We start from the raw sequence: 24,122 nt of genomic DNA on the forward strand, positions 1-24,122 counted from the left end.
AAAGTAACTATGTCCAGAGCATTAAATATTTTATGTGTTGATACATCAACAGAAGCTTGTTCGGTGGCGGTACTTAGTGCTACCGGCTTCGACACTGTCATTAATGACCAATTTATGTTGGCCCCCCGTGAGCATACGAATAAAATATTACCGACTGTTGAACAAGTTTTGCAACAAGCAAAGTTAGCACTCGCTGATATTGATATCGTTGCCTATGGCCGTGGCCCTGGTAGTTTTACTGGTGTTAGAATTGGCATAAGTATTGCTCAAGGTTTAGCCTATGGCATTGAAAAAAACATGGTGGGTGTTTCGACTTTGCAGGCGATGGCACAACAAGCCTATAAAACAGAGCAAGCATGTGATGTCTATGCGGCTATTGATGCGCGTATGGGGGAAATTTATTTCGCACATTATCAGTTACAAGGGCAGTTAATGACATTGGTTAATGAAGAAGTGGTAATAAAACCTGCTGATTTATTGGCACAACAGCCGCTAATATCCAAAAATGCGGCACTGGTAGGATCTGCGTGGGCTGCTTACCCTGAATTGGTATCATATTTTGCCAATGCGGTGCGCCTTGATATTGAATTTCCGAGCGCCAAATATATGTTGGATCAGGTATTATATTGCATTGAAAAGGGTGTAACGCAGTTGCCAGAATTAGCGACACCCGTATATATTCGTGACAAAGTTACATGGAAAAAGCTACCTGGTAGAGAATAATTTTTTTAGTTAAAGTGTGGATTATTAATGGCAATACAAAATAATACCAGTTTACATCTCAGTCCAATATCCGTTGGTAAAAGTACGATTGCTAAAAAATCGTCTGTTACTAGCAGTACCGATATTGCACCTGTAACTCCAAAAGCATCGTCGAAAAATTTTTCTATGGTCCTCTCGGAAAAGCAGAAAGAGTCAATTAATAAAACTCTTGGTTATGATCAACCAAACTCTAAGCAGCGTGGTGCATTAGAAGCTTATCAACAAGTGGCGGTACAAGAAAAAAGAGAACGTATTATTGATAGTATGAGTTTTCATTTTGTTGTTTAATAAATGTTTATACCCTTGTTATCTCGAGGTGTTTTGTCAGGCGCCAGCCCATATTTCTGAGCAAGACCTAACATAAAATAATTATTTTTATAGTACAGCAACGTAGTGCTTATTTTCGAATTTGTGTCCATAGGGCAAGAAAAATAGTATTCATCTGCCTTGTCATGAAATAGCTATGTAGCATATATATACTTCAATTTTATACCTAGTATATCGGTCCTTTTTCTTGCTGTCTTTGCTTCTTGAAGTATCATGGGTATATATCTTCTAATTTAGGTGTTTTATGTTCCGTGTATTGACAATTTTCTGTTTTGTTTGTGCGAGTTTTTCATTACAAAGCCAACCTTATAAAATTAATTTATCAGCAACTCAAATAAGTCAATTAGGGCAACTTATTTGGCAAAATGAGGGACAACAAAAATTACAGCACTTAACTTCATGGAATCAAGCTGAAGATTTTCCTTCTCTCGGCTTAGGACACTTTATCTGGTATCCAACTAAAGAAAAAGGTCCCTTTAAAGAACAGTTCCCTGAATTACTTATTTTTTTCCGTGAGTCTGGTGTAAAAATTCCATCCTGGCTTGAACAGACTAAATTGGCTCCTTGGCAATCACGAACGCAATTTTATGAGGAGTTTGAAGGTGAAAAGCTTGCCTCGTTACGTCTGTTTTTAAGTGAGCAGGTTGATTTACAAGCTAAATTTATTATTAGACGTTTAGAAAAGGCAATACCATCGATCATTGCGACCTGCAATCCTGCTGATAAAACTGTGCTGTTACATAATCTATCTTCATTGACCAATAGCGTGAAAGGCACCTTTGTATTACTTGATTACGTTAATTTTAAAGGTGAAGGAGTTGCTAATAATGAACGTTATCAAGGTCAAGGATGGGGATTAAAACAAGTGCTTTTAAATATGCCGCGTCAATATGATGATGCTATACGTGCATTTTCTTTCTCTGCTGATGAAGTATTAACACGGCGAGTAAAAAATGCGCCGCGCGATGAATTTCGTTGGCTTAATGGGTGGCGAGCTCGCCTTTATGCTTACCCTCAGATAAGAATTGAATAATTTTTTTTATTATTTTCTTTTTATTGTTCATGTTTACCTCATATAAACGGTACAATATGGATCACACTATAATCTCTCAATTTTAAAAAGGTTTTGTTATGTTTTATCGTATTCTGCGTAGTTTTTTATTCATGTTAAATCCTGAAAAAGCTCATGATTTATCCATAAAACAGCTCAAATTAACACATGGCACTATATTAGATCTTTTTTATCGTCAAAAGGTTCAAAGTCGTCCTGTACAAGTGATGGGGTTAACCTTTCCTAATTCCGTCGGTCTTGCCGCTGGTTTGGATAAAAATGGTGAATGTATTGATGCATTTGCTGCGATGGGGTTTGGCCATATAGAAATAGGTACAGTCACTCCCGTTGCGCAGCCGGGAAATGAATCGCCGCGTATATTCAGAGTATTAGAGTCTGAAGGCATCATTAATCGTATGGGTTTTAACAACCTTGGCGTAGATAATTTGATTGCAAATGTCAAAGAGAGCAATTTTAAAGGTGTTATAGGGATTAATATTGGTAAAAACTTCACTACGCCAGTGGAAAAAGGTAAAGACGATTATTTACTTTGTATGGATAAAGTTTATCAACATGCCGGTTATATTGCCGTCAATATCTCTTCTCCAAATACACCAGGGTTACGCTCTTTACAGTATGGCGAAGCGTTAAATGAACTGCTTGATGCATTAAAAACCAGACAAGCCGAATTAGAAGTTAAATATAATAAATATGTACCGATTGCTTTAAAAGTGGCTCCTGATTTGAGTGATGAGGAAATTGAGTCAATAGCCTCTTCGTTATTGAAATACAAAATTGATGGATTAATTGCAACGAATACCACTTTAGATCGAGAAATGATCAAAGGTATGTCTCATGCAGCTGAAGCGGGGGGATTAAGTGGTCGTCCATTGCAAAGTAAAAGTACACAAGTCATTGCTAAATTCGCCTCTCATTTAAAAGGGGAAATTCCAATAATTGGTGTCGGTGGAATTGATGGTGTTATAGCCGCAAAAGAAAAAATTGCCGCCGGTGCGAGTTTAGTACAAGTTTATTCTGGATTTATTTATCACGGCCCACAATTAGTCAAGAATATCGTCAATAACATTTAATTTAATACCATTCAAAAAAGGCTAAATAACATCTATTTGTTATTTAGCCTTTTTATTTTTGGAACGTCGTTAACAATAGACGACATATATCGCTATAGGTATGGCAATGATACGCGTGTGAATTCACCTATCTGTATTTTTACATCGTTTATTAAAATATCGACTTGCGCACAGTCACGATTTTTTTTCTGTTACCTAGATCGCATTTATAGTAATTATAGGGGTGTGGTGATATTCATTATTAAATAGCGTTAAGTGATTTAATATTCATGCAATCAACCTCATTTAAGTTTTTATTCAATAATGTTGCATTCTTATTCGTGTAATGATTTTTATTCTGCTTTTCATTGCTTCAAAATGCATGATTACAAACTTGAATTAACCACGTGAACTGTCTATAAAGATGCATCTTTTCTTAACTCAAAGGTTTTAAATGAATACTGAAACTCATGTTTCCAATCGATGGTCAAGTAGATACGCATACATATTAGCGGCAACGGGCGCTGCGGTTGGCTTAGGTAATTTATGGAAGTTTCCCTACATTATGGGCGAAAATGGCGGTGGCGCATTCGTTCTTGTTTATCTACTTTGTATCCTCTTTATCGGTATCCCGGTAATGATGGCTGAGGTGGCGATTGGTAAACGTGGTCGCTCTACACCAGCCAATGCTGCTGCGATGGTGTCGGTTGAATCTGGACACTCTTCACACTGGTCTGTAATCGGCTCGATGGGCGTGCTCGCGGGCTTTTTAATTCTTAGTTTTTATGTGGTTATCGCAGGTTGGGCTGCTGCCTATGTATTGTATGCGGGTACCGGTGAATTTAGTGCCGCTGCTGCGGATAGCGCGACACATGCAGAAGCCATCGGCACACTTTTTGGCAATCTGGTAAGTAGTGTTCCACAGCTGCTTATTTGGACGACATTAACCGTTGTTGCTGTTGTTTATGTTATCTCCAAGGGGGTTAAAGATGGCCTTGAGACGGCGGTAACATATTTAATGCCGGCACTGTTAGTACTGCTTGTTTGTATTATGTGTTACTCCGCGATTGTCGGTGATTTTGCTTCTGCCTTCTCTTTTATGTTTGACGTAGATTTTTCTAAGCTAACGATCAAAGGTGTATTAGTTGCACTGGGCCACGCATTTTTCACGCTAAGTTTAGCCTCAGGTATTATGATGGTTTACGGTGCATATTTACCGGAAGGTGTCTCTATCGCTAAAACATCAGTTATGATCGCCATTGCTGATACGCTTGTTGCATTGATTGCCGGTCTCGCTATTTACCCAATCGTTTTTGCACATGGTTTAGAGCCAAGTGCTGGCCCGGGTCTATTGTTCCAGTCGTTACCAATTGCATTTGGCTCTATGCCAATGGGTGATTTTGTTGGTACATTATTCTTTATCATGGTGGTCTTCGCGGCCTTTACATCGGCAATTGCATTACTGGAGTCTGCTGCGGCATACTTAGTAGAGCGCCAAGGTTTAACACGTGTTAAAGCTGCGATTATTGCCGGTAGTGGCATTTGGCTATTGAGTTTGGGTACGATTGGCTCATTAGCAGGCAGTGAATGGGCGCAAATTAATTTTGGTTTCATGGGCGGTAATATTTTTGATGCCCTTGATTATTTAACGGCGAATATATTGTTACCGCTAGGTGGGTTATTGATATCGGTATTTGCGGGTTGGATAATTAAAACTGAAGTTGTTAAAAGCGAGTTTAGTTTAGCGCCGTGGCAATTTAGTCTAGTCATGGTATTACTGCGTTTTGTTGCACCATTAGGTATTTTATTTGTCTTTGCTAATTCAGTGGGTGTGCTAGATTTTATCAGCTAATTGTTAGTAAAAATTAGTTCTGTAACGACAAAGGCGCTTAATTTATTAAGCGCCTTTGTCGTTTTGCTTTTTGGATAAATCGAAGAATTGTTTGTACCCATTTCCCCTGAACCACCTATGCAAAGTATGATCTTGTCTTCATTTTATTAAGTGTAAATGAATATTAAATATGAGAGAAACCGCTTTCTAGGTATTATTGATTTTTAACGTTGTCGGCAGTAGGTATCAATTTAGTAAGGTTACTATGGGAATTCATAACGATAGACCAACAATCGGTTTCTTTGCTCCGAGTGTGAGTGGCTTTTATCTTAGTACGCTTTGTAGTGAGTTAAGAAAACAGTGCGCATTGCGTAGGATGGATTTAGTTGTCATATTAACCAATGAGACAACTGACTTTAATATGCCCTTAGCACTTGATTATATTGATGCTGCTTATATTGCAGTGGATGTATTATCTTCTATTTATGTCGAACAGCTTTTAGCGCGAAATATTCCCGTAGTTTCAGCCTCAGAAGAGTATTTTTCATTAGCGGTTGAATCTGTTATCAGTGACCAAAAAGCATCCGTTCAACTTGCCTTTGACCATCTTTATGACTTAGGGCATCGAAGAATTGGTTTTGTTGGCACCCTATTTATCACCGATTTCAGATTACGCTATCAAGCGTTACGTGAATGTTATGCACAAAAAGCGATGGTTTTTAATGAAAATTGGCTATTCGATGTAAGTGACCCTGGCATTGTTGGTGGGGCAAATGCGAGTGAAAAGTTCATTGCACAGGCGTGTGACTGTAGTGCAATCATTTGTGGCTCAGATATGATGGCTTTAGGAATGGTAAATGCATTAGATAAAAAAAGCGTTAACATGCCGCAACAACTAGCAATTGTAAGTATTGATAATAACCCTCTCGGAGAGAGTTGTATCCCTACTTTAACTTCAATTGATCAGAACTTACCTGTGATGATTTCGCGAGTTATTGATCGACTTCAGGGACGCCTATCCGGACTACCATTTATTAAAAGCGCACAATTGATAGCGCCGCGTATAGTGATCCGTGAGAGTTGCGGGGGCGCTGATGAAGTTTTGCTCCCTTGTGCTAATAATGAAAATGAGCAAATACAAAGCGCTAGCTATATGCAAGATTGCAGTAATTTGGCTTTGGCCATAGGAGGGCGTGACTACCGATGGATGACTAGTCTATCCAAACTATGGGGGCCATTCTTTACATGTGTCTGTTTAGGGAAATGGCAATCACAATTTAATTCATCGCGCGATAAAGAACGAATCACCTTGGTCGATGTGATTGATGGTGATGGAGATTGTACTATTTTAGATAGCTATATTAATAGTGAGATCGCAATACAAAAATTTCCGCCATTACCGATTGCAACCTATGATGCCAATGAAATACTTTACGTTACCTTGATCCCAATTACTCCAGAAGGAATTAAATGGGGAGTGATGACTATTATTGATAAACTAGATGTCGGTATGGATCAAGCTTCCTATAATATGTTTTTCTATTATGTCTCCCTGATCTCTGTATTTATGCAGCGTGAAGCATTAACCGAATGTGTTCGTGATCGGGAGCGTAATGCGTTGAATTTGGCAAAAAGACTCGAAGTGATTGCTCATGCAAGCAATGATGGTATATGGACCTGGAATCTAGAACTAAATTTAATGGAGTGGAATGACCAATTGCTTGAAATGCTCGGCTTCATAACTGAAGAGGAGAAGCTGTGCTATCGTAATATGTCATTTTTTGAACGTATTCATAGCGAAGATCAAGAAGTTACAAGATCTGCAATCACAGCGCATTTACAGAAAAGTAAACCCTTCAAATTAGAGTTTCGTATGCGAGCCAAGTCAGGCGCTTACCTTTGGGTTACTGCGTGTGGTGAAGCGATGCGCGAAGCTGATGGGCGGACGAGCCGATTTGTTGGGGTCCTTACAGATATTACTGAACAATACCATTCTAAGCAACATATTGAATTTTTAGCTTACCATGACAGTTTAACTGAATTACCCAATCGAGCTGCATTAATGGAGCGGGTTACTAGTGATATTCGTCAATATCCTGATGCATGTTTTGCTATTATGCTCATGGATCTAAATCGGTTTAAAGAGATTAATGATACCTTTGGGCATGCTGCAGGGGATGCAGTATTAGTTTATGTTGCAGAGGCTATAAGTTTTACGCTTCGTAAAGAAGATCATGCCTCCCGGTTTGGTGGGGATGAATTTGTCTTTAAGATTGATGCCAATACGGGCTCTGAAGCATTACTAATAGCGCAGCGGATATTAGATAGTTTTCAGGGGGAATTTAGCTACGAAGGTTACGAAATTCCTATTGCTGGTAGTATAGGTGTCAGTTTATATCCACAGCATGCGACTCTGCCTGAAGAGCTGATAGATAAAGCTGATACCGCTATGTATCATGCAAAATCCCAGTCGCATAATAAGGTGCAGTTATTTCGTTCGCAATTAGTCGAATCTATAGTTGTGTAAAGTAGTAAATATAAAAATAGATCTGTTATGCGATGATTTATTAATTATTTTTTGTCATCGCCACTAAACGTTAGCTAAGTTCATTTAGCGGTATTTGGCTATATTTAACCTAGATAACGCTTAGAGTATTTAATGATGGCGCAAAATCATTTTATAAATAAGTTATTATCACGAATAAGGTCACGTGGAAGGCTGTTTTTTATACGGTTGTTGAGTGCTTTACCCATACCGATTATATTGTCTCGGTAGCAAAGTAGTACTTCTCCTTTAGCATTATTTGTTTGCACTTCGTGAATATCACGGCCTTGAAAGAATTGTTGAGCCTGCTGTGCATTTAATGCGATTTTGTTTTTACTTGCTTGATCGCCAAAGCTGATAACAAATTCATGCATTGTTTTAAAACCTGTTTTACGACCCTGACCAAATTGTTCTGCTATTTTGATACCTAAACGAGAAAAACGTAATTCATTAATCAGTGGCTCTATTGGTGTTGGCAACAACCAAAACTCCTGGTCACGTTGATAGAGTTCGCCGGTAATATCATTAATGTTAAATTGTGCTGCAAAATAGTCATACAACAGCGCTTTAGTTTTTTTACTGCATTTTATAAAAGGGAACTTACCAAGACGTTTATCGGCTAGTGGTGGAAAACTTGCTTGTGTTTTTCTTATAGCCGCAACAAAAAATCCTTCACTATCATAAACCTGTGGCCAGATATGTAAAAAACCTTCTTCTGTTCTGGTTCTATGGGCATCGCTGAAGAGTGTATTAAGATCTAAAAATTCAACACCGTCGGGAAAGCTATTTTTAAGGTAATGGCAAACATCCTGGTTTTCTTCCAAACTTAAGGTACAGGTTGAATAGATTAGAATGCCGTTCTCTTTAAGTGCATGATATGCGCTGATGATAAGTTTTTTTTGTACTGCCGAAATTTCGTCAATAGCATCTTGACTCCAATTTTTCATCGCATTTTTATCTTTTCGCACTGTCCCCTCTCCTGAACAGGGGGCATCTAATAAAATCGCATCAAAGTTATCGGGTAACCATGATCCGAAAACGGCTGCATCAAAGTGCGTCAGTGCCACATTTTTGATGCCACAACGCTGGATGTTGGCATGTAACATTTTTATGCGGCTGGATGAAAATTCATTGGCAATAATTAACCCTTTATTTTCCAACAAAGCGGCCATCTGTGTTGTTTTAGATCCAGGGGCTGCAGCTGCATCGAGTAAAATAGTGCTTTCAGTAGGGAAAAAGAAATGAAATAAAGCTGCGACAGGCATCATTGAGCTAGCTTCTTGAATATAGCAAAGTCCAGCGAGATGCTCAGCACTGTTACCAAGAGGAATGGTTTCATCTTCAATTTCTATCCAAAAACCTTCTTGACACCATGGGATTGGAGTTAATGACCAGCCCTGTTCCGTTGCACGTTGTTTGAATTTATCCACTGATATCTTCAGAGTATTAACTCTGATAGCTCGTCGCAGTGGAATATGGCTAATATTAATGAGATCTTGTATATCAAGATGTGTGGGCAATATAGTCGTCATTTTATCTACGAATGCTTGTGGTAGAAGCGGGCTGTTATCCATTGAGTTCCTTAAATAGTTTATTAATCTGCTATGCGTATAATAGCAATCTGTATAAGTATCTGATCTAGCTTGCTGGTTAAAATAATAAATAGTTTGCTATCACCTGGAGTGTGTATTGCTCTGCCGTATTTTCCCTCAGCGAGCGATGTCCACAATATTATCCAGATTACTCTAATGCTTACAACTTATTGCTTCGACTGGTCATGGTTTAATGTTAAATCCCAAATTAATCGCGTATCAAAACTATGTGCAGCAAAGAGCGTCGTAAGCACTACAATAGTAAAAGAGGTTGCTGCGAAGCCGGGGTAAACCGATAGCATTTGTCCTTTATCAAAAACTGCAACCATAATTGATATGACAAAAAGGTCGAGAATTGACCACTTTCCGATTATCTCAACTAACTTGAATGCCCATAACTGTTTTTGGGGACTTAAATTATGTTGAAAATGTACGCATAGTGCAATCACAGCTAAGGCCAAAATTTTAAAAAAAGGGACGATAATCGAGGCAATAAAGACAATGATTGCAATGCTAACCATACCACTGTCTATGAGACTTAGAATCCCTGAAAAAATACTGTCTGGATATAAAACATTATTTTTTAAAAAATAAGTAATAGGGTAGAGATTTGCCGGAATGATAAATATAGTTGCTGTAATTAAGAAGGCAAAAGTCTTTTGTAAGCTATGATGGATCCGTTGAGATATTCGGCTTTCGCAGTTCGGGCAATAAAGTGGGTTATCTTTTTTTACACTGAAATGCCCACAGTTATTACATAGTTGCAACCCTTGTTCGATGCCAGTTTTACCTGGGACAGCGATATTATTCATTAATATATCTCTCCCATAAGTCATGGTGATTGTAATGATGAATAACAGTTAAGTTAACCAATAACAAGCCAATAAAAAAATAAAAGCCAACGTTAATAAATAGCTGCGCATAGTTAATTAGCTTAAAGATAGCAACCATTAAACTCAGCGCATAAACCTCAAGCATCGACCAATGCAGCAGTAGATGCGTGGTTTTTAGAATCCTACGTAAAAATAGGGGGCGATAATCAAAAGTTAAACAGGCACAACTAATGGTAATGCATACCATTAATACCGTTGGTGCAACAACCGCACAAAAGAGCACAACATAGGAGACAATCGGTGCGCTATTGGCCATCATCAATGCACCTTGAATGATATTTGTGGGCTCAGTTTTACCCAATAAATGAATTGAGAATAAAGGCAAATAAAATGCAGGCAGAGATATTATTAATGCGGTCAGTGATAAAGCTAATAGAGTAGAGATAGGATATCGACTCTGTTTGAAAATAGTATGCTTACAGCGAAAGCATTTTGCGACATGGCCTGCAGGTATGTCAGGAAGTTGTGAAACCATATCACAATGGCCGCAGAGAATAGTTTTCATTGGTTTAATTCATCTGTATAAAATATTAATTAAAGATAGCAAACTTTATTAAAGATTGCATTTTTGCTTTTAATATTTTACTGTATATAAAACCATGAACTTTAGATAAATAAAGAGGCCACCGTGGCAGTCATCATTAAATACATTGTAGAAAGAAAAGGTGTTGAAAAAATGACCTTTACTAGTAAGAAAGAGGCTGATGCATACGATAAAATGCTAGATAGTGCAGATCAATTAGCCGCATTTTTAGGTGCAAGTTCAGTTAACCTTGACGATGAGCAGTTAGAAGAATTAGGTCTGTATCTCGCAAGTAATAAAGAAATTGTGCAAAATTTATTCAAGGGTAACCTTTATACAGCAGGGGTAGAAACAGACAGTGAATAGCGTTCCCAATAAGTTGTGTTTATAAATCATTGAATTGTTGCTTTTCATGTGCGGCAGATTACTTTAAAATGCGCGCTTTATTTATAAAGCAATACAAATGCTTTTTGGTTGGAAGCATCACTGTGAGGAAAAGCGCATGCCAATTATTACTCTTCCCGATGGGAATCAACGTCATTTTGAAAACACCACTTCCGTTATGGAAATTGCATCTGATATCGGGCCAGGGCTTGCCAAAGCCTGTATAGCTGGGCGTGTCGATGGTAAATTAGTGGATGCTTGTGATCCTATTGATCGTGATGTTAATGTTTCTATTATTACGGCTAAAGATGATGAAGGTTTAGAAATTTTACGTCACTCATGTGCGCATTTACTTGGTCATGCCATCAAGCAGCTTTACCCTCAAGCCAAAATGGCTATTGGTCCTACCATAGAAAATGGTTTTTATTATGACATTGATTTAGATGTTGTTATCAATGAAGCGGAACTCGCTAAAATTGAAAAGCGCATGAATGAATTAGTGAAAACCAATTACCGTGTTATTAAAAAGAAAGTATCGGTTGCTGAAGCTATCGAAGTGTTTAAGGCGCGCGGTGAAGATTATAAGTTAGAAATTCTCGAAGGTATTGATAAGGATGACCGTCCTGGGCTTTATCATCATGAAGAGTATATCGACATGTGTCGTGGCCCACATGTGCCGATGATGAAATTCAGTCAATATTTTAAACTAATGAAAGTATCTGGCGCATACTGGCGTGGTGACTCTAATAATAAAATGTTGCAACGTATTTACGGTACTGCCTGGGCGGATAAGAAGCAGTTACAAGCTTATTTAAAACGTTTAGAAGAAGCGGCTAAACGCGATCACCGTAAAATTGGTAAGCAACTTGACCTTTACCATATGCAAGACGAAGCGCCTGGGATGGTATTTTGGCATAGTAATGGCTGGACAATTTTCCGTGAGTTAGAGAAGTTTGTTCGCGAACAAACTGAAGCGTTTGGCTATGATGAAGTAAAGGCGCCACAAATATTAGATCGCTCACTTTGGGAAAAATCTGGCCACTGGGATAAGTACAAAGATAATATGTTTTGTACCTGTAGTGAAAATCGTGAATTTGCCATCAAACCAATGAATTGCCCTGGTCATATCCAAATATTTAATCAAGGTTTGAAATCATACCGCGATTTACCTTTGCGCTTGGCTGAATTTGGATCTTGTCACCGAAATGAACCATCAGGCTCTTTACATGGCCTAATGCGCGTTCGAGGATTTACCCAAGATGATGCCCATATTTTCTGTACTGAAGCACAAATTTTAGAAGAAGTGTCTGCTTGTATTCGCATGGTCTTTGAGTGCTATAAAACATTTGGTTTCGATAATATCGTTGTAAAATTGTCGACACGCCCAGAGCAACGAGTTGGTGATGATGCAACATGGGATAAATCAGAAGCGGCATTAGCTAACGCATTAACAGAAAATGATATTCAATTTGAATATTTACCTGGAGAAGGGGCATTTTATGGCCCTAAAATTGAATTTACCCTATATGATTGTTTGGGTAGAGCGTGGCAGTGTGGTACTATCCAGTTAGATTTCTCAATGCCGGGCCGTTTAGGGGCTTCATTTGTTGGTGAAGACAATGAACGCCATACGCCAGTGATGATTCATCGAGCAATATTAGGTTCACTTGAACGTTTCATCGGTATCTTAACCGAAGAGTACGCGGGTGTTTATCCGACATGGTTATCACCTCAGCAAGTAGTAATTATGAATATTACTGATAAACAAGCCGTTTTTGTTGAAGAAATCGTAAATAAATTGAAGAAATCGGGTATTAGAGCAATTTCGGACTTGAGAAATGAGAAGATTGGCTTTAAAATCCGCGAACACACATTGAAGCGTGTACCTTACCTGCTTGTTGTTGGTGACCAAGAAGTCGAAGCAAATGAAGTTGCAGTAAGAACTCGTAAAGGTGATGATTTAGGTAAGTATCAAGTTGAAGACTTTGTTGCTTATATAAAAGAAGAAATTATCACTCGTCGTTAATTATTTTTGGAGGAATTTGTTATAAAAGGTGCAAAAAAGGCTCCCGTAGCGAGCAATAAACATCGTTTGAATGAAGAGATCACAGGAACAGAAGTTCGTTTATCTGACTCAGAAGGCAAACCTCTTGGTGTTGTTTCTTTAGAAGATGCAAAAGATATGGCATTTGAGCAAAATCTTGACCTTGTTGAGATTAGCCCAAATGCAGAACCACCAGTATGTCGCATCATGAATTATGGCAAATTTCTTTTTGAGAAGAGCAAATCCGTTAAAGAACAACGGAAAAAGCAAGTTCAGGTCCAGTTAAAGGAAATCAAATTCCGTCCTGGAACTGACGAAGGCGATTATCAGGTAAAACTACGCAACCTGACTCGTTTTCTTACAGAGGGTAATAAAGCTAAAGTAACGCTTCGCTATCGCGGTCGTGAAATGGCACACCAATCCATTGGGGTTGATCTTTTAAATCGTATAAAAGCGGATTTATCTGAGATATCTGTTGTCGAATCTTTTCCAAAGTTGGAAGGTCGTCAAATGGTTATGGTGTTAGGCCCTAAACGTGCTAGCTAAGGCATAAAGTAATATCTATTTTGCTGTACATTTTAAAGTGTACGGCAGGATTTTATTCGCCTTACTGGTTTAATTTAAATTTGAACAATGCGGAGTTCGCAATGCCAAAAATGAAATCTAACAAAGGTGCTGCAAAGCGCTTTAAAAAGACTGCTTCAGGTGGTTTTAAACGTAAGCAATCTCACTTACGTCATATCCTTACTAAGAAGTCTACTAAACGTAAACGCCACCTACGTGCTAAAAGCATGGTAGCGAAAGTAGATGTACCGAGTATTAACAGAATGTTACCATTCGCTTAAGTAAGGAATTAAAAGATGCCTAGAGTAAAACGTGGTGTACAAGCGCGTGCACGTCATAAGAAAGTCTTAAAACAAGCTAAAGGTTATTACGGTGCACGTTCACGTGTTTATCGTGTAGCAGTACAAGCTGTAACTAAAGCTGGTCAATATGCTTATCGTGACCGTCGTCAACGTAAACGTGTATTCCGTCAATTATGGATAGCGCGTATTAACGCTGCTTCTCGTATAAGCGGTCTATCTTACAGCCGTTTCATCAATGGTCTTAAAAAGGCTTCTGTTGAAATCGATCGTAAGATCCTTGCTGACATCGCTGTATTTGATAAAGCAACATTTGCACATTTAGTCGAAGTTGCTAAAAAAGCACTTGCTTAATTAGATGACTAATTAGATTTTTGAAAGGAGACTTAAATGTCTCCTTTTTTTTGTCTAAACATTAATTATTTTTATAGTGATGAATTAATTTGATGGTTATATAGATAAACCTTGTTATTATAACTAACGATATTCGACAACTTTTAACCTGCATTTTTGTACTAATTTAATAAATATTTTATGGATAATTTTATGAACGAGCTTTTTTCAAATCGTATCTCCGGTGTATCCCCTTCATTCATCCGCGAAATTCTAAAAGTTGCAGTCGATCCCTCAATTATTTCATTTGCTGGTGGCTTGCCTAATCGGGATCTATTTCCTATCGCTGAATTACAGAAAGCCACTAATGATCTCTTTGCTGATTCGGGTAAAGATATCTTCCAATATAGTAATACGGAAGGTTATTTACCATTAAGAGAATTGATTGCTGCTGATTATAAAAAGAAAGGATTAGATATTGATGTTAATGAAATTCTAATCACCAATGGATCTCAACAGGGACTTGATTTATTAGGTAAGGTATTACTTAATGAAGGTGATCAAGTGATTATGGAGGAGCCTGGCTACTTAGGGGCTATTCAAGCCTTTGACGTATATGCCGCGCAATTTCTTTCTGTGCCTGTTGATGAAACTGGCATGGATGTAGTCGCATTACAAAATGTTTTAGATAGCAGTAATGCGAAACTGATGTACACAGTACCTAATTTCCAAAATCCATCGGGTATTTCCTACAGTGACGAAAATCGCCAAGCGGTTGCAAATTGTTTAGCTGATAAGAATATATTATTAATTGAAGATAATCCCTATGGTGATCTGCGTTTTTCAGGTCAAGATAAGCAATCTTTTAAAGCGTTATTACCGGGAAAAACTATTTTATTAGGTTCTTTTTCTAAGATCGTTGTCCCTTCATTCCGTTTAGGTTGGATAGTCGCCCCGAAAGAATTAATGGCCAAATTAGTGATTGCAAAACAGGCTGGTGATTTACACTCTAATTATTTCTGCCAACGCCTATTGCACCGTTTTTTACAAGATAATGACCTGCAAGCGCATATTAAAGAGATTGTGAGTGTCTATGGGCACCAAAAACAAGTGATGGAAAATGCAATTAAACAGTATTTTCCAAAACAAGTGACTTATTTTAATCCTGAGGGGGGGATGTTCCTATGGGTAACATTGCCAAAAGAGCTATCTGCAATGGCATTATTTGACCTTGCTATTAAAGAGAAAGTTGCTTTTGTACCTGGTGACCCCTTCTATGTAAATAAACGTGGGTTGAATACATTACGTTTGAACTTCTCAAGCGTAGCGCCTGATGTTATTGAAGAAGGGATCCAACGTTTAGGCAAAGTATTACATGACTTGTTAGACGCCTAGCATCTCTACTATCGCCGAATATAAAGCCAATCATATGATTGGCTTTTTGGGTTTTAATCTAATATAAAATATATTGCTATTATATATCTGCCAGCAATATTCTTTTTCGGATACTATTATGCCAATCGCATTTTGTTTAATTATCGCTACGTTTTTGTGGGGTAGCTCCTTTGTTTCATTGAAATTCGCAATAAGTAGTTATGACCCTATTTTTGTCATGTTTTTTAGAATGATTACTACATTTTTTGTCTGTTTATTGCTATGGCGTTGGGTTAAGCGTTTTCGGTATAGAGTTGGAGATTGGAAATATTTAATTGGTATGTCATTAGCAGAGCCTTGTCTATATTTTTTATTTGAAGGTAATGCTTTACGCTATACCTCTGCATCGCAAGCGGGAGTGATTATCTCCTGTTTACCGATGTTGGTTGCCATTCTCGCCTATTTTATGCTCAAAGAACGGCTATCGAAAGCCATTGTTATTGGATTTACTTTATGTATTGTTGGCAGTGTTTCGCTAACATTACTGTCACCGCATTCCGATAATGCGCCCAACCCTTTACTCGGTAATTTATTGGAGTTTGCTGCGATGCTTTGTGCTGCATACTATTCCGTTAGTGTTAAATATTTACTGACACGATATTCACCGTTATCTTTGATTGCAATTCAGGGGGCAAGTGGAACGCTATTTTTTGGCACTTTACTCTGTTTTATTGATTTTCCACAACATTATGATATTGATGCGTTACTTAATATTATTTATTTGGGCTCGGTCGTTACATTAGGGGCCTATGGTTTATATAATTATGCCTTGAGTAAAACGTCGATATTGAAAGTCGCTGCCTATTCAAATTTAACCTTAGTTTTCTCATTAGTACTCTCTGCACTATTACTTGGCGAAGTATTAAATATAGACCAATGGTTAAGTGTAGGTGTAGTTATTCTTGGCATATTAATTAGTCAATTACATAATCCGTTGCCATTGGTTCCAGCAGAAGAAAATAATGTACAGTCCATTACACCTCTTAATAATTGATTGCTTATATGGCTATAACAGGTGAAAATAGTTAATCTCTATTTGCATTGTGCTAAATAGTAAAATGAAGAGAATATTATGAAAACAGAAACACAGGTAAAAAGAAGTAAACGACTTCGTAAAAAATTATATTTAGATGAATATAAAGTGCTGGGCTTTGAAGTTTCATTTCAGTTATCAGAAATAGATGAAAATACCTTTGATCTGTTTTTTACTGAGATAATGGATTTTGTTGAATCAAGAAATTTAATCATGGGTGGTGCCGGTGGTGGTGAAACCTTTAATATCTTCATTAGCCCTTATTCTCGTTATGCAAGTGCAACAGAAGACGATCGTAGCACCTTTACTAACTGGCTTGCTGAGCGTAACTTTATTAAAAATGTTATCGTTGGTGAATTAATTGATGCCTATTATGGCGATTAATTAAGAATCAACCGCTGTGTTTTTTGTTAATCAATCATTTTTTCTTAGATAAAGTGATTGATTTCCTATTCATTTAAGCTCTCATAGTAAGCTGTACAGGGGGCATCTATACCATGATACTCCAAGATGCAAAGCCAGTAGAAAAGAGTACCCATTTGTTAGGCATAAATTTCAGCATTGTTATTATACATAATAAAAAAGATGGGGGCAGTTCTATTGCCTTACAGGGCACTAGATAGAAAAGCAGATCTGTGCAGTAACTCTCGAAAAGTGAATAACAATTACCTCTGCTTAGGTCTTGATCAGCTATCCGAGTGAGCGTCTGAGAAATCATCTTGAGGTAACATTGGTATAGGTATACACTACGCGCTTTATTTTTCAGGTTTCCCTTTATGAAAGTATCAGATTTCTCTTTTCAGCTCCCTAATGAACTAATTGCTCGTCACCCGATGGCAGAACGAAGCAGTAGCCGTTTACTTGCCCTTGATGGGGTTAATGGAGTATTACAGCACTTGCAATTTAGTGATGTTGTTGACTTGATTGATGCGGATGATTTGTTGATTTTTAATGATACGCGTGTAATTCCTGCTCGTTTATTTGGTGAAAAAGAGACAGGTGGGAAAATAGAAGTCTTGGTGGAGCGTGTAATCGATGAACAGCGCTTTTTAGCCCATGTGCGTAGTTCAAAATCACCGAAACCTGGTTGTAAATTACGCTTGGAAAACCGCGTTGATGCGGTGATGGTAGCTCGTCATGGTCCTCTTTTTGAAATTGCAGTTGATGATCAAAAAAGTGTGCTTGAAATATTGGAAGCAATAGGGCATATGCCATTACCACCCTATATTGATAGACCCGATAGTGACGCTGATAAAGAGCGCTATCAAACGGTTTATAATAAAAACCCAGGAGCGGTCGCTGCCCCAACGGCAGGGCTCCATTTTGATCAACCAATTCTTGATAAATTAACTGCTAAAGGCGTTGATTTTGCTTTTGTCACATTGCATGTCGGTGCGGGGACCTTTCAACCGGTAAAAGTTGATAATATACTCGATCATCAAATGCATAGTGAATATGCTCAGGTATCGCAACAGGTTGTTGATAAAATTAATGCTACAAAAGCCAAAGGCGGGCGCGTTATCGCAGTAGGCACTACATCTGTACGCTCTGTCGAAAGTGCCGCGCAAGCTGCGTTATCGCAAGGTATTCCATTACAGCCGTATTTTTCCGAAACGGACATTTTCATATACCCGGGTTACAAATTTGCCTTAATTGATGCCATGATCACCAACTTTCACCTTTCAGAATCGACACTATTAATGCTAGTGAGTGCTTTTTCTGGTAAGGATCATATCGACCATGCATACAGGGTCGCTATTGATGAAAAATACCGATTTTTCAGTTACGGTGATGCCATGTTTTTAACTAAAAATACTTTACTATAACAATCAGACTGTTTATCTGATAAGGAATAAAATGAAATATGAACTATTAGCGACCGATGGTCGTGCGCGTCGTGGGCGTTTGACCTTCGAACGGGGGACGGTGGAAACACCTGCTTTTATGCCTGTTGGTACCTATGGTACGGTAAAAGGCATGACACCAGAGGAGGTTGATGCAACGGGCGCTGAAATTTTACTGGGCAATACTTTTCATCTTTGGCTTCGTCCTGGGCAAGAAGTGATTAAGCAACATGGCGATTTACACGATTTTATGAATTGGAAAGGGCCTATTTTAACGGATTCAGGTGGTTTCCAAGTATTTAGCTTGGGCAAAATGCGTAAAATTAAAGAAGAGGGGGTTTATTTCCGCAGCCCTGTCAATGGCGCCAAAGTGTTTTTATCCCCTGAAATTTCAATGGAAATTCAGTATGATCTCGGTTCTGATATTGTTATGATCTTTGATGAATGCACACCTTATCCAGCAACCGAAATGGAAGCGGAAGTTTCGATGAAGTTGTCTTTACGTTGGGCTGAGCGTAGTCGTAAACGTTTTGATGAACAAGAAAATCCGAATGCATTATTTGGTATTATACAGGGCGGCTGTTATGAACATCTTCGTGATGTCTCACTCGATGGATTAACCAAAATAGGTTTTGACGGGTATGCTATTGGTGGATTAGCGGTTGGTGAGCCAAAAGAAGATATGCATCGAATTTTGGAATATATTGCGCCTAAAATCCCGCAGGATAAACCGCGTTATTTGATGGGGGTAGGGAAACCAGAAGATCTCGTTGAAGGCGTTCGTCGAGGTGTGGATATGTTTGATTGTGTTATGCCAACCCGTAATGCGCGAAATGGTCATTTATTTACCAGTGATGGGGTAATCAAAATTCGCAATGCTAAACATCGCCAAGATACAACTCCATTAGACTCAGAATGTGATTGTTATACATGTAAAAATTATACCCGTGCCTATCTCTATCACCTTGACAAATGTAGTGAAATATTGGGTGCTCGGTTAAATACGATCCATAATTTACATTATTACCAACGTTTAATGAAAGGTTTGCGTGATGCTATCGCAACAGGTACATTAGAGGAATTCGTTGATCAATTTTATAAGCGCATTGGTAAAGAGAAGCCATTGCTTATCGATTAATCGATTTAGTAAATTTAAACAATAAAATATATCTTTAAACAATAAATGAGGGATACAAAATGAGTTTTTTTATTTCACAAGCACATGCCGCAGCTGAAGGTGCTCCAGAGCAAGGCGGGCCACAAATGATCTTTATGTTGGTTATTTTCGCTGCGATTTTTTATTTTATGATTTATCGCCCACAGGCAAAACGTACTAAAGAAATGAAAAATCTAATGGCAAGTTTAAGCAAAGGCGATGAAGTCTTAACACAAGGTGGATTAATCGGCCGTATCGTTAAAATTTCAGCTGAAAATGATTACGTTCAAATCGAGCTTAACGAAAATAATACCATTGTTATTAAAAAGACTTTTATCAGTGCCGTATTACCAAAAGGTACACTTAAATCTATCTAATAAAGTTTAAGTTACTCTAAGAAAATGACAAAATGGGTTTATCATTTTGTCATTTATTTTCTTTAGTGTGTAATTCAAGGACAGTACTGTGTTAAACAAATACCCATTGTGGAAGTATTTACTGCTTGGTTTTATCGTATTAATCAGTTTACTCTACGCAACCCCAAATATTTACGGTGAAGATCCATCTATTCAAATTTCTGCGACCCGCGGAGCAAAAGTTGAACTAGCTACCCTAGGTAAAGTCGAAAGTTTACTGAAAGAAGCGAATATCACTGTTAAAAGTAGCAAATTAGAAAACGGTCAAATTCTGGTACGTTTAAGTTCCAGTGAAGATCAGCTTCTCGCCCGTGAAACTTTAACTAGTCAACTTAGTGACAATTTCATTATTGCTTTAAATTTAGCGCCATCGACTCCTGCATGGTTAGAATCAATAGGCGGTGCTCCGTTAAAGTTAGGACTTGACCTACGTGGCGGTGTTCATTTCTTAATGGAAGTGGATATGGAGGAAGCTATCAGTAAAGCACAAGAGCAGTTGGTGCAAGATGTCCGTTCGGAATTACGTGAGCAAAAGATCCGCTTTATTGGCATCAATAAAGATAGCAGTGAAACGGGTGTCGTGGTGCGCTTCGCTGATCAGGAAAGGTTAGATAAAGCTGTTGATCATTTAAAACCGATAAACCCTGGTTATCAATTCATCGAAACGGATGAGAATGATCAGCTAGCGCTTGTTATTTCAATGACCGAGCAAAAGCTAAAGGCAACGAAAGAAGATGCGTTACAACAAAATTTAGGTATTTTACGTAATCGTGTCAATGAATTAGGTGTAGCAGAACCTCTGGTGCAGCGCCAAGGCAGTGACCGTATTGTAGTTGAACTTCCTGGTATTCAAGATACTGCGCGAGCAAAAGAGATCATTGGTGCAACGGCAACCCTTGAATTTCATGCAGCAGATGCTGAAACAGATCTTAATGATGCATTAGCTGGACGTTTACCTTCTTCTTCTGCTGTTTATAAAGATCGTGATGGACGTCCTGTGGTCGTTAAAAAGCAAATTATCTTAACGGGGAATCACATTGTTGACGCTCAATCGAGTCTCGATGAATATGGTCGTGCACAAGTTAATATTTCTCTGGACTCGGCTGGTGGTAGCAAAATGTCTCGTTTTACCAAAAGTAACATTGGTAAACCGATGGCAACCTTATTTATTGAGTATTTACCAACAGGCAAGAAAAAGGCCAATGGTAAAGCCGAAATTAAGAAGCGTGAAGAAATCGCCAATGTTGCGACTATCCAAGCTCAACTAGGACGTAGTTTCCGTATTACTGGGTTAGATAATCCTGCTGAAGCACATAATCTCGCGCTTCTATTGCGTGCGGGGGCTTTGATCGCGCCGATTCAAATTATTGAAGAACGTACTATCGGGCCAAGTCTTGGACAGCAAAATATTGATAACGGCGTGAAAGCGATGGTTTACGGACTACTTGCGGTCGTTTTATTTATGTTTATCTATTATCGTAAATTTGGCGTGGTAGCTAATGCCGCCTTGTTATTCAATATTGTTATGATTATCGGTGTTATGTCAATGATTCCTGGGGCAACATTAACTTTGCCTGGTATTGCGGGGATTGTATTGACTGTTGGTATGGCGGTTGATGCCAATGTATTGATATTTGAACGTATTCGAGAAGAGTTGCGTGCGGGTAAATCAGTACAAAAGGCGATTCACGAAGGGTATGCGAATGCCTTTTCGACGATTGCCGATGCTAATATTACAACGCTGATTACTGCAATTATTTTGTTTGCGGTGGGTACAGGGCCGATTAAGGGCTTTGCTGTGACTCTTGCAATTGGTATTGCAACTTCAATGTTTACCTCAATTTTTGGAACGCGTGCGCTTGTGAACGCAATCTGGGGTGGACGTAATGATATTAAAAAACTATCAATATAGGGCAGGATAAATTATGTTTGAGTTAATTAGAGCTAAACAAACCATTCCCTTTATGCGTTATTCAAAGCCAGCTTATTGGTTTTCAATAGTGTTAATTGTTGGTTCGTTATTATCACTGAGTATTAATTGGCTAAATTGGGGACTTGACTTTACGGGGGAACACTAATTGAGGTGGGGTTTGAGCAGCCAGCAAACTTACCTGATGTACGTGTAACCCTTGCAGATGCTGGATTTCCCGATGCTATCGTGCAACATTTTGGTAGTAGTCGTGATGTCATGGTTCGTTTGGCACCACGTGAAGGTGTTAAAGGCGAAGTGATTGGTAATCAAGTTTTGGATGCTTTGCAACACGGCTCTTTTGGGCAAGTGGATATGCGTCGTATCGAATTTGTTGGGCCAAACGTGGGGGCTGAGTTAGCTGAAGATGGCGGATTAGCTATTATTCTCGCGCTAGTTTGTATTCTTGTATACGTGAGTGCGCGTTTTGAATGGCGTTTAGCAATGGGGGCTGTATTAGCGTTAGCACATGACGTTATTATAACATTAGGTGTTTTTTCATTCTTCAAACTTGAGGTTGACCTTACGGTCCTCGCGGCACTACTTGCTGTAGTTGGTTACTCTCTCAATGATACGATAGTTGTATTTGACCGTATCCGAGAAAACTTCCGTTTGTTAGTAACAGCAACACCTGAAGATATTGTTAATGAATCACTAACGCAAACCTTAAGTCGCACACTAATTACATCAGGTACAACCATTTTTGTATTAGTATCACTGTTTATTGTTGGAGGAGCAATTATTCATGGCTTCGCAACAGCGCTTTTAATCGGTATTTTTATCGGTACCTATTCATCAATTTATGTTGCGAGTGCATTGGCAGTTAAATTAGGTATTAATCGTGAACATATGATACCTGTCGTTGTGGAAAAAGAGGGGGCTGATCAAGAACCTCTTTTATAATATTACCCACTTTTCACCTACCCGTTACCATTCTATATAGTACAAATATAGTTGAATGATAACGGGTTTTTTCATTATTTATTGCGCATTTATTTAAGCAAAATTTATATCTCTCTTTACTTTATTCTGATTATGGTTCACTCTTAACGTTCTTATCTACAAGGGTTTATACATGAAACTTAATTTTCCTATTATCTCATTATTAACGCTAATTGCTTTTCTAAGTGGTTGTCAAACAATACCTCCAGATACAGAGGTTTCTCCGGAGCAAACTGAAACTCAAGAAACGTTGCCGTTTGCTTTCCCTCTTGCTTTAGCGACCCAAGTTAGTTATGAGGATGAAGTTACAATATTACGCCTTAGTCAATTATTAACAGAGAAAAAAGATTTGACCGCGAGAGAGCGTGCGCAACTTTTTTATGAGCGTGGTATTACCTATGATCGAATGGGATTAAATGCACATAGTCGTTATGATTTTAACCAGGCCATAACTGCAGATCCTACTTTTCCTGAGCCTTATAATTTACTCGGTGTTTATTTGCTTTTGGTGCAATCCTATGATGAAGCCTTTGATGCCTTCGATTCTGCATTAGAGTTGTCTGATAAAATGCAATATAGCCATCTTCACCGAGCAATTGGTTTATATTTAGCAAAACGTTATGGATTAGCAAACAAAGATATAGAAACATTTTACGCGTTTGATAAAACTGACCCTTACCGTGTCTTATGGCGCTATATCATCAATAGCCAGCTAGATGAAGATCAGGCATTAAGAGATCTACAATCAGAGCAAGCACCTGAAAATGATAAAAACTTCGCCTGGGGAATTGTTGATGTTATCGCTGGACGCATAACTGAGCAGCAATTTTTGAGTAGTATATCTAATGGTTTGAAGAGTAACACTGAATTAGCTCAACGTTTATGTGAAGCTTATTTTTACTTGGGCCATAAACATAAATTGGCTGGAGAGCTGAAAATTGCTATTTACTACTTCAAAATGAGCGTTGCTACTAATATTCATGATTTTGTTGAGTATAAATATTCACTGATGGAATTAATGTCAATTCAGCAGATGTTACAAAAAGAGTTAACTAAAACAGTAAGCGAGTAAATAATATTCACCCTGTTAAAAAGGTAGCCTAAGCTACC

At 38.3% G+C, this 24,122-nt stretch carries 22 protein-coding genes and 1 pseudogene; 20 read left to right on the forward strand and 3 right to left on the reverse strand.

Annotated features, from left to right (window positions below; all coding sequences use genetic code 11):
* Positions 1 to 9 precede the first annotated feature (9 nt).
* From tsaB to AB2N10_RS04150, 6 genes are all read left to right on the forward strand, one after another.
* A complete protein-coding gene (gene tsaB, locus AB2N10_RS04125; RefSeq protein WP_369434366.1) occupies positions 10 to 723 on the forward strand; it encodes a tRNA (adenosine(37)-N6)-threonylcarbamoyltransferase complex dimerization subunit type 1 TsaB in 714 nt (237 codons plus the stop codon).
* A gap of 27 nt (positions 724 to 750) precedes the next feature.
* Positions 751 to 1,050 carry a hypothetical protein gene (locus tag AB2N10_RS04130; RefSeq protein WP_354625576.1) on the forward strand — a complete coding sequence of 100 codons (300 nt, stop codon included), beginning with the start codon at positions 751 to 753 and terminating at the stop codon, positions 1,048 to 1,050.
* A 283-nt stretch (positions 1,051 to 1,333) separates the two neighbouring features.
* Entirely contained in the window at positions 1,334 to 2,122 is a 789-nt protein-coding gene (locus AB2N10_RS04135; RefSeq protein ID WP_354625577.1) for a hypothetical protein, read from the forward strand.
* A gap of 98 nt (positions 2,123 to 2,220) precedes the next feature.
* Positions 2,221 to 3,231 (forward strand): quinone-dependent dihydroorotate dehydrogenase, encoded by a 1,011-nt coding sequence (pyrD, locus tag AB2N10_RS04140; RefSeq protein ID WP_354625578.1) that lies wholly within the window; start codon positions 2,221 to 2,223, stop codon positions 3,229 to 3,231.
* 433 nt (positions 3,232 to 3,664) lie between these two features.
* The gene (locus AB2N10_RS04145; RefSeq protein ID WP_354625579.1) at positions 3,665 to 5,062 is read left to right on the forward strand and encodes a sodium-dependent transporter; all 1,398 of its coding nucleotides are present in this window, start codon (positions 3,665 to 3,667) and stop codon (positions 5,060 to 5,062) included.
* Positions 5,063 to 5,306: 244 nt separating this feature from the next.
* A complete protein-coding gene (locus AB2N10_RS04150; RefSeq protein ID WP_369434367.1) occupies positions 5,307 to 7,568 on the forward strand; it encodes a diguanylate cyclase in 2,262 nt (753 codons plus the stop codon).
* Positions 7,569 to 7,714: 146 nt separating this feature from the next.
* On the opposite strand, the gene rsmF is transcribed toward AB2N10_RS04150, so the two are convergent.
* The 3 genes from rsmF to AB2N10_RS04165 all read right to left on the reverse strand — a co-directional run bounded on the left by rsmF (position 7,715) and on the right by AB2N10_RS04165 (position 10,576).
* Positions 7,715 to 9,160, reverse strand: coding sequence for a 16S rRNA (cytosine(1407)-C(5))-methyltransferase RsmF (gene rsmF, locus AB2N10_RS04155; protein WP_354625581.1), 1,446 nt, complete (start codon positions 9,158 to 9,160; stop codon positions 7,715 to 7,717).
* 185 nt (positions 9,161 to 9,345) lie between these two features.
* A complete protein-coding gene (locus AB2N10_RS04160; RefSeq protein WP_369434368.1) occupies positions 9,346 to 9,990 on the reverse strand; it encodes a paraquat-inducible protein A in 645 nt (214 codons plus the stop codon).
* The gene (locus AB2N10_RS04165; protein ID WP_354625583.1) at positions 9,983 to 10,576 is read right to left on the reverse strand and encodes a paraquat-inducible protein A; all 594 of its coding nucleotides are present in this window, start codon (positions 10,574 to 10,576) and stop codon (positions 9,983 to 9,985) included. The genes AB2N10_RS04160 and AB2N10_RS04165 overlap by 8 nt, the downstream gene beginning before the upstream one ends.
* 123 nt (positions 10,577 to 10,699) lie before the next feature.
* On the opposite strand from AB2N10_RS04165, the gene AB2N10_RS04170 reads away from it, so the two are divergent.
* The 14 genes and pseudogenes from AB2N10_RS04170 to nlpI all read left to right on the forward strand — a co-directional run bounded on the left by AB2N10_RS04170 (position 10,700) and on the right by nlpI (position 24,084).
* Positions 10,700 to 10,960: a YebG family protein gene (locus AB2N10_RS04170; protein ID WP_354625584.1), complete on the forward strand. Its 261-nt coding sequence runs from the start codon at positions 10,700 to 10,702 to the stop codon at positions 10,958 to 10,960.
* A gap of 136 nt (positions 10,961 to 11,096) precedes the next feature.
* Positions 11,097 to 13,004 carry a threonine--tRNA ligase gene (thrS, locus tag AB2N10_RS04175; protein ID WP_354625585.1) on the forward strand — a complete coding sequence of 636 codons (1,908 nt, stop codon included), beginning with the start codon at positions 11,097 to 11,099 and terminating at the stop codon, positions 13,002 to 13,004.
* A gap of 6 nt (positions 13,005 to 13,010) precedes the next feature.
* The gene (gene infC, locus AB2N10_RS04180; RefSeq protein ID WP_369434369.1) at positions 13,011 to 13,568 is read left to right on the forward strand and encodes a translation initiation factor IF-3; all 558 of its coding nucleotides are present in this window, start codon (positions 13,011 to 13,013) and stop codon (positions 13,566 to 13,568) included.
* Positions 13,569 to 13,669: 101 nt separating this feature from the next.
* Positions 13,670 to 13,867, forward strand: a complete 198-nt coding sequence (gene rpmI, locus AB2N10_RS04185; RefSeq protein ID WP_354625586.1) for a 50S ribosomal protein L35 — start codon at positions 13,670 to 13,672, stop codon at positions 13,865 to 13,867.
* Between the two features lie 15 nt (positions 13,868 to 13,882).
* Positions 13,883 to 14,239 (forward strand): 50S ribosomal protein L20, encoded by a 357-nt coding sequence (rplT, locus tag AB2N10_RS04190; protein ID WP_015464855.1) that lies wholly within the window; start codon positions 13,883 to 13,885, stop codon positions 14,237 to 14,239.
* 192 nt (positions 14,240 to 14,431) lie between these two features.
* A complete protein-coding gene (locus tag AB2N10_RS04195; protein WP_369434370.1) occupies positions 14,432 to 15,613 on the forward strand; it encodes a PLP-dependent aminotransferase family protein in 1,182 nt (393 codons plus the stop codon).
* A 118-nt stretch (positions 15,614 to 15,731) separates the two neighbouring features.
* Entirely contained in the window at positions 15,732 to 16,646 is a 915-nt protein-coding gene (locus AB2N10_RS04200) for a DMT family transporter (RefSeq protein ID WP_354625589.1), read from the forward strand.
* Between the two features lie 78 nt (positions 16,647 to 16,724).
* Entirely contained in the window at positions 16,725 to 17,069 is a 345-nt protein-coding gene (locus AB2N10_RS04205; RefSeq protein WP_354625590.1) for a 50S ribosome-binding protein YggL, read from the forward strand.
* 392 nt (positions 17,070 to 17,461) lie between these two features.
* A complete protein-coding gene (gene queA / locus AB2N10_RS04210; protein ID WP_354625591.1) occupies positions 17,462 to 18,511 on the forward strand; it encodes a tRNA preQ1(34) S-adenosylmethionine ribosyltransferase-isomerase QueA in 1,050 nt (349 codons plus the stop codon).
* A 31-nt stretch (positions 18,512 to 18,542) separates the two neighbouring features.
* On the forward strand, positions 18,543 to 19,667 hold the full coding sequence (tgt, locus tag AB2N10_RS04215; RefSeq protein WP_354625592.1) for a tRNA guanosine(34) transglycosylase Tgt: 1,125 nt from the start codon (positions 18,543 to 18,545) through the stop codon (positions 19,665 to 19,667).
* 59 nt (positions 19,668 to 19,726) lie between these two features.
* Positions 19,727 to 20,062, forward strand: a complete 336-nt coding sequence (yajC, locus tag AB2N10_RS04220) for a preprotein translocase subunit YajC (RefSeq protein ID WP_354625593.1) — start codon at positions 19,727 to 19,729, stop codon at positions 20,060 to 20,062.
* Positions 20,063 to 20,150: 88 nt separating this feature from the next.
* Positions 20,151 to 22,013 (forward strand): protein translocase subunit SecD, encoded by a 1,863-nt coding sequence (secD, locus tag AB2N10_RS04225; protein ID WP_354625594.1) that lies wholly within the window; start codon positions 20,151 to 20,153, stop codon positions 22,011 to 22,013.
* Positions 22,014 to 22,026: 13 nt separating this feature from the next.
* Positions 22,027 to 22,973, forward strand: a pseudogene (gene secF / locus AB2N10_RS04230) (protein translocase subunit SecF).
* A 172-nt stretch (positions 22,974 to 23,145) separates the two neighbouring features.
* Positions 23,146 to 24,084, forward strand: a complete 939-nt coding sequence (nlpI, locus tag AB2N10_RS04235) for a lipoprotein NlpI (RefSeq protein WP_354625596.1) — start codon at positions 23,146 to 23,148, stop codon at positions 24,082 to 24,084.
* Positions 24,085 to 24,122 lie beyond the last annotated feature (38 nt).

This window comes from Psychromonas sp. MME1 (genome assembly GCF_041080865.1).
Classification (GTDB): Bacteria; Pseudomonadota; Gammaproteobacteria; order Enterobacterales; family Psychromonadaceae; genus Psychromonas.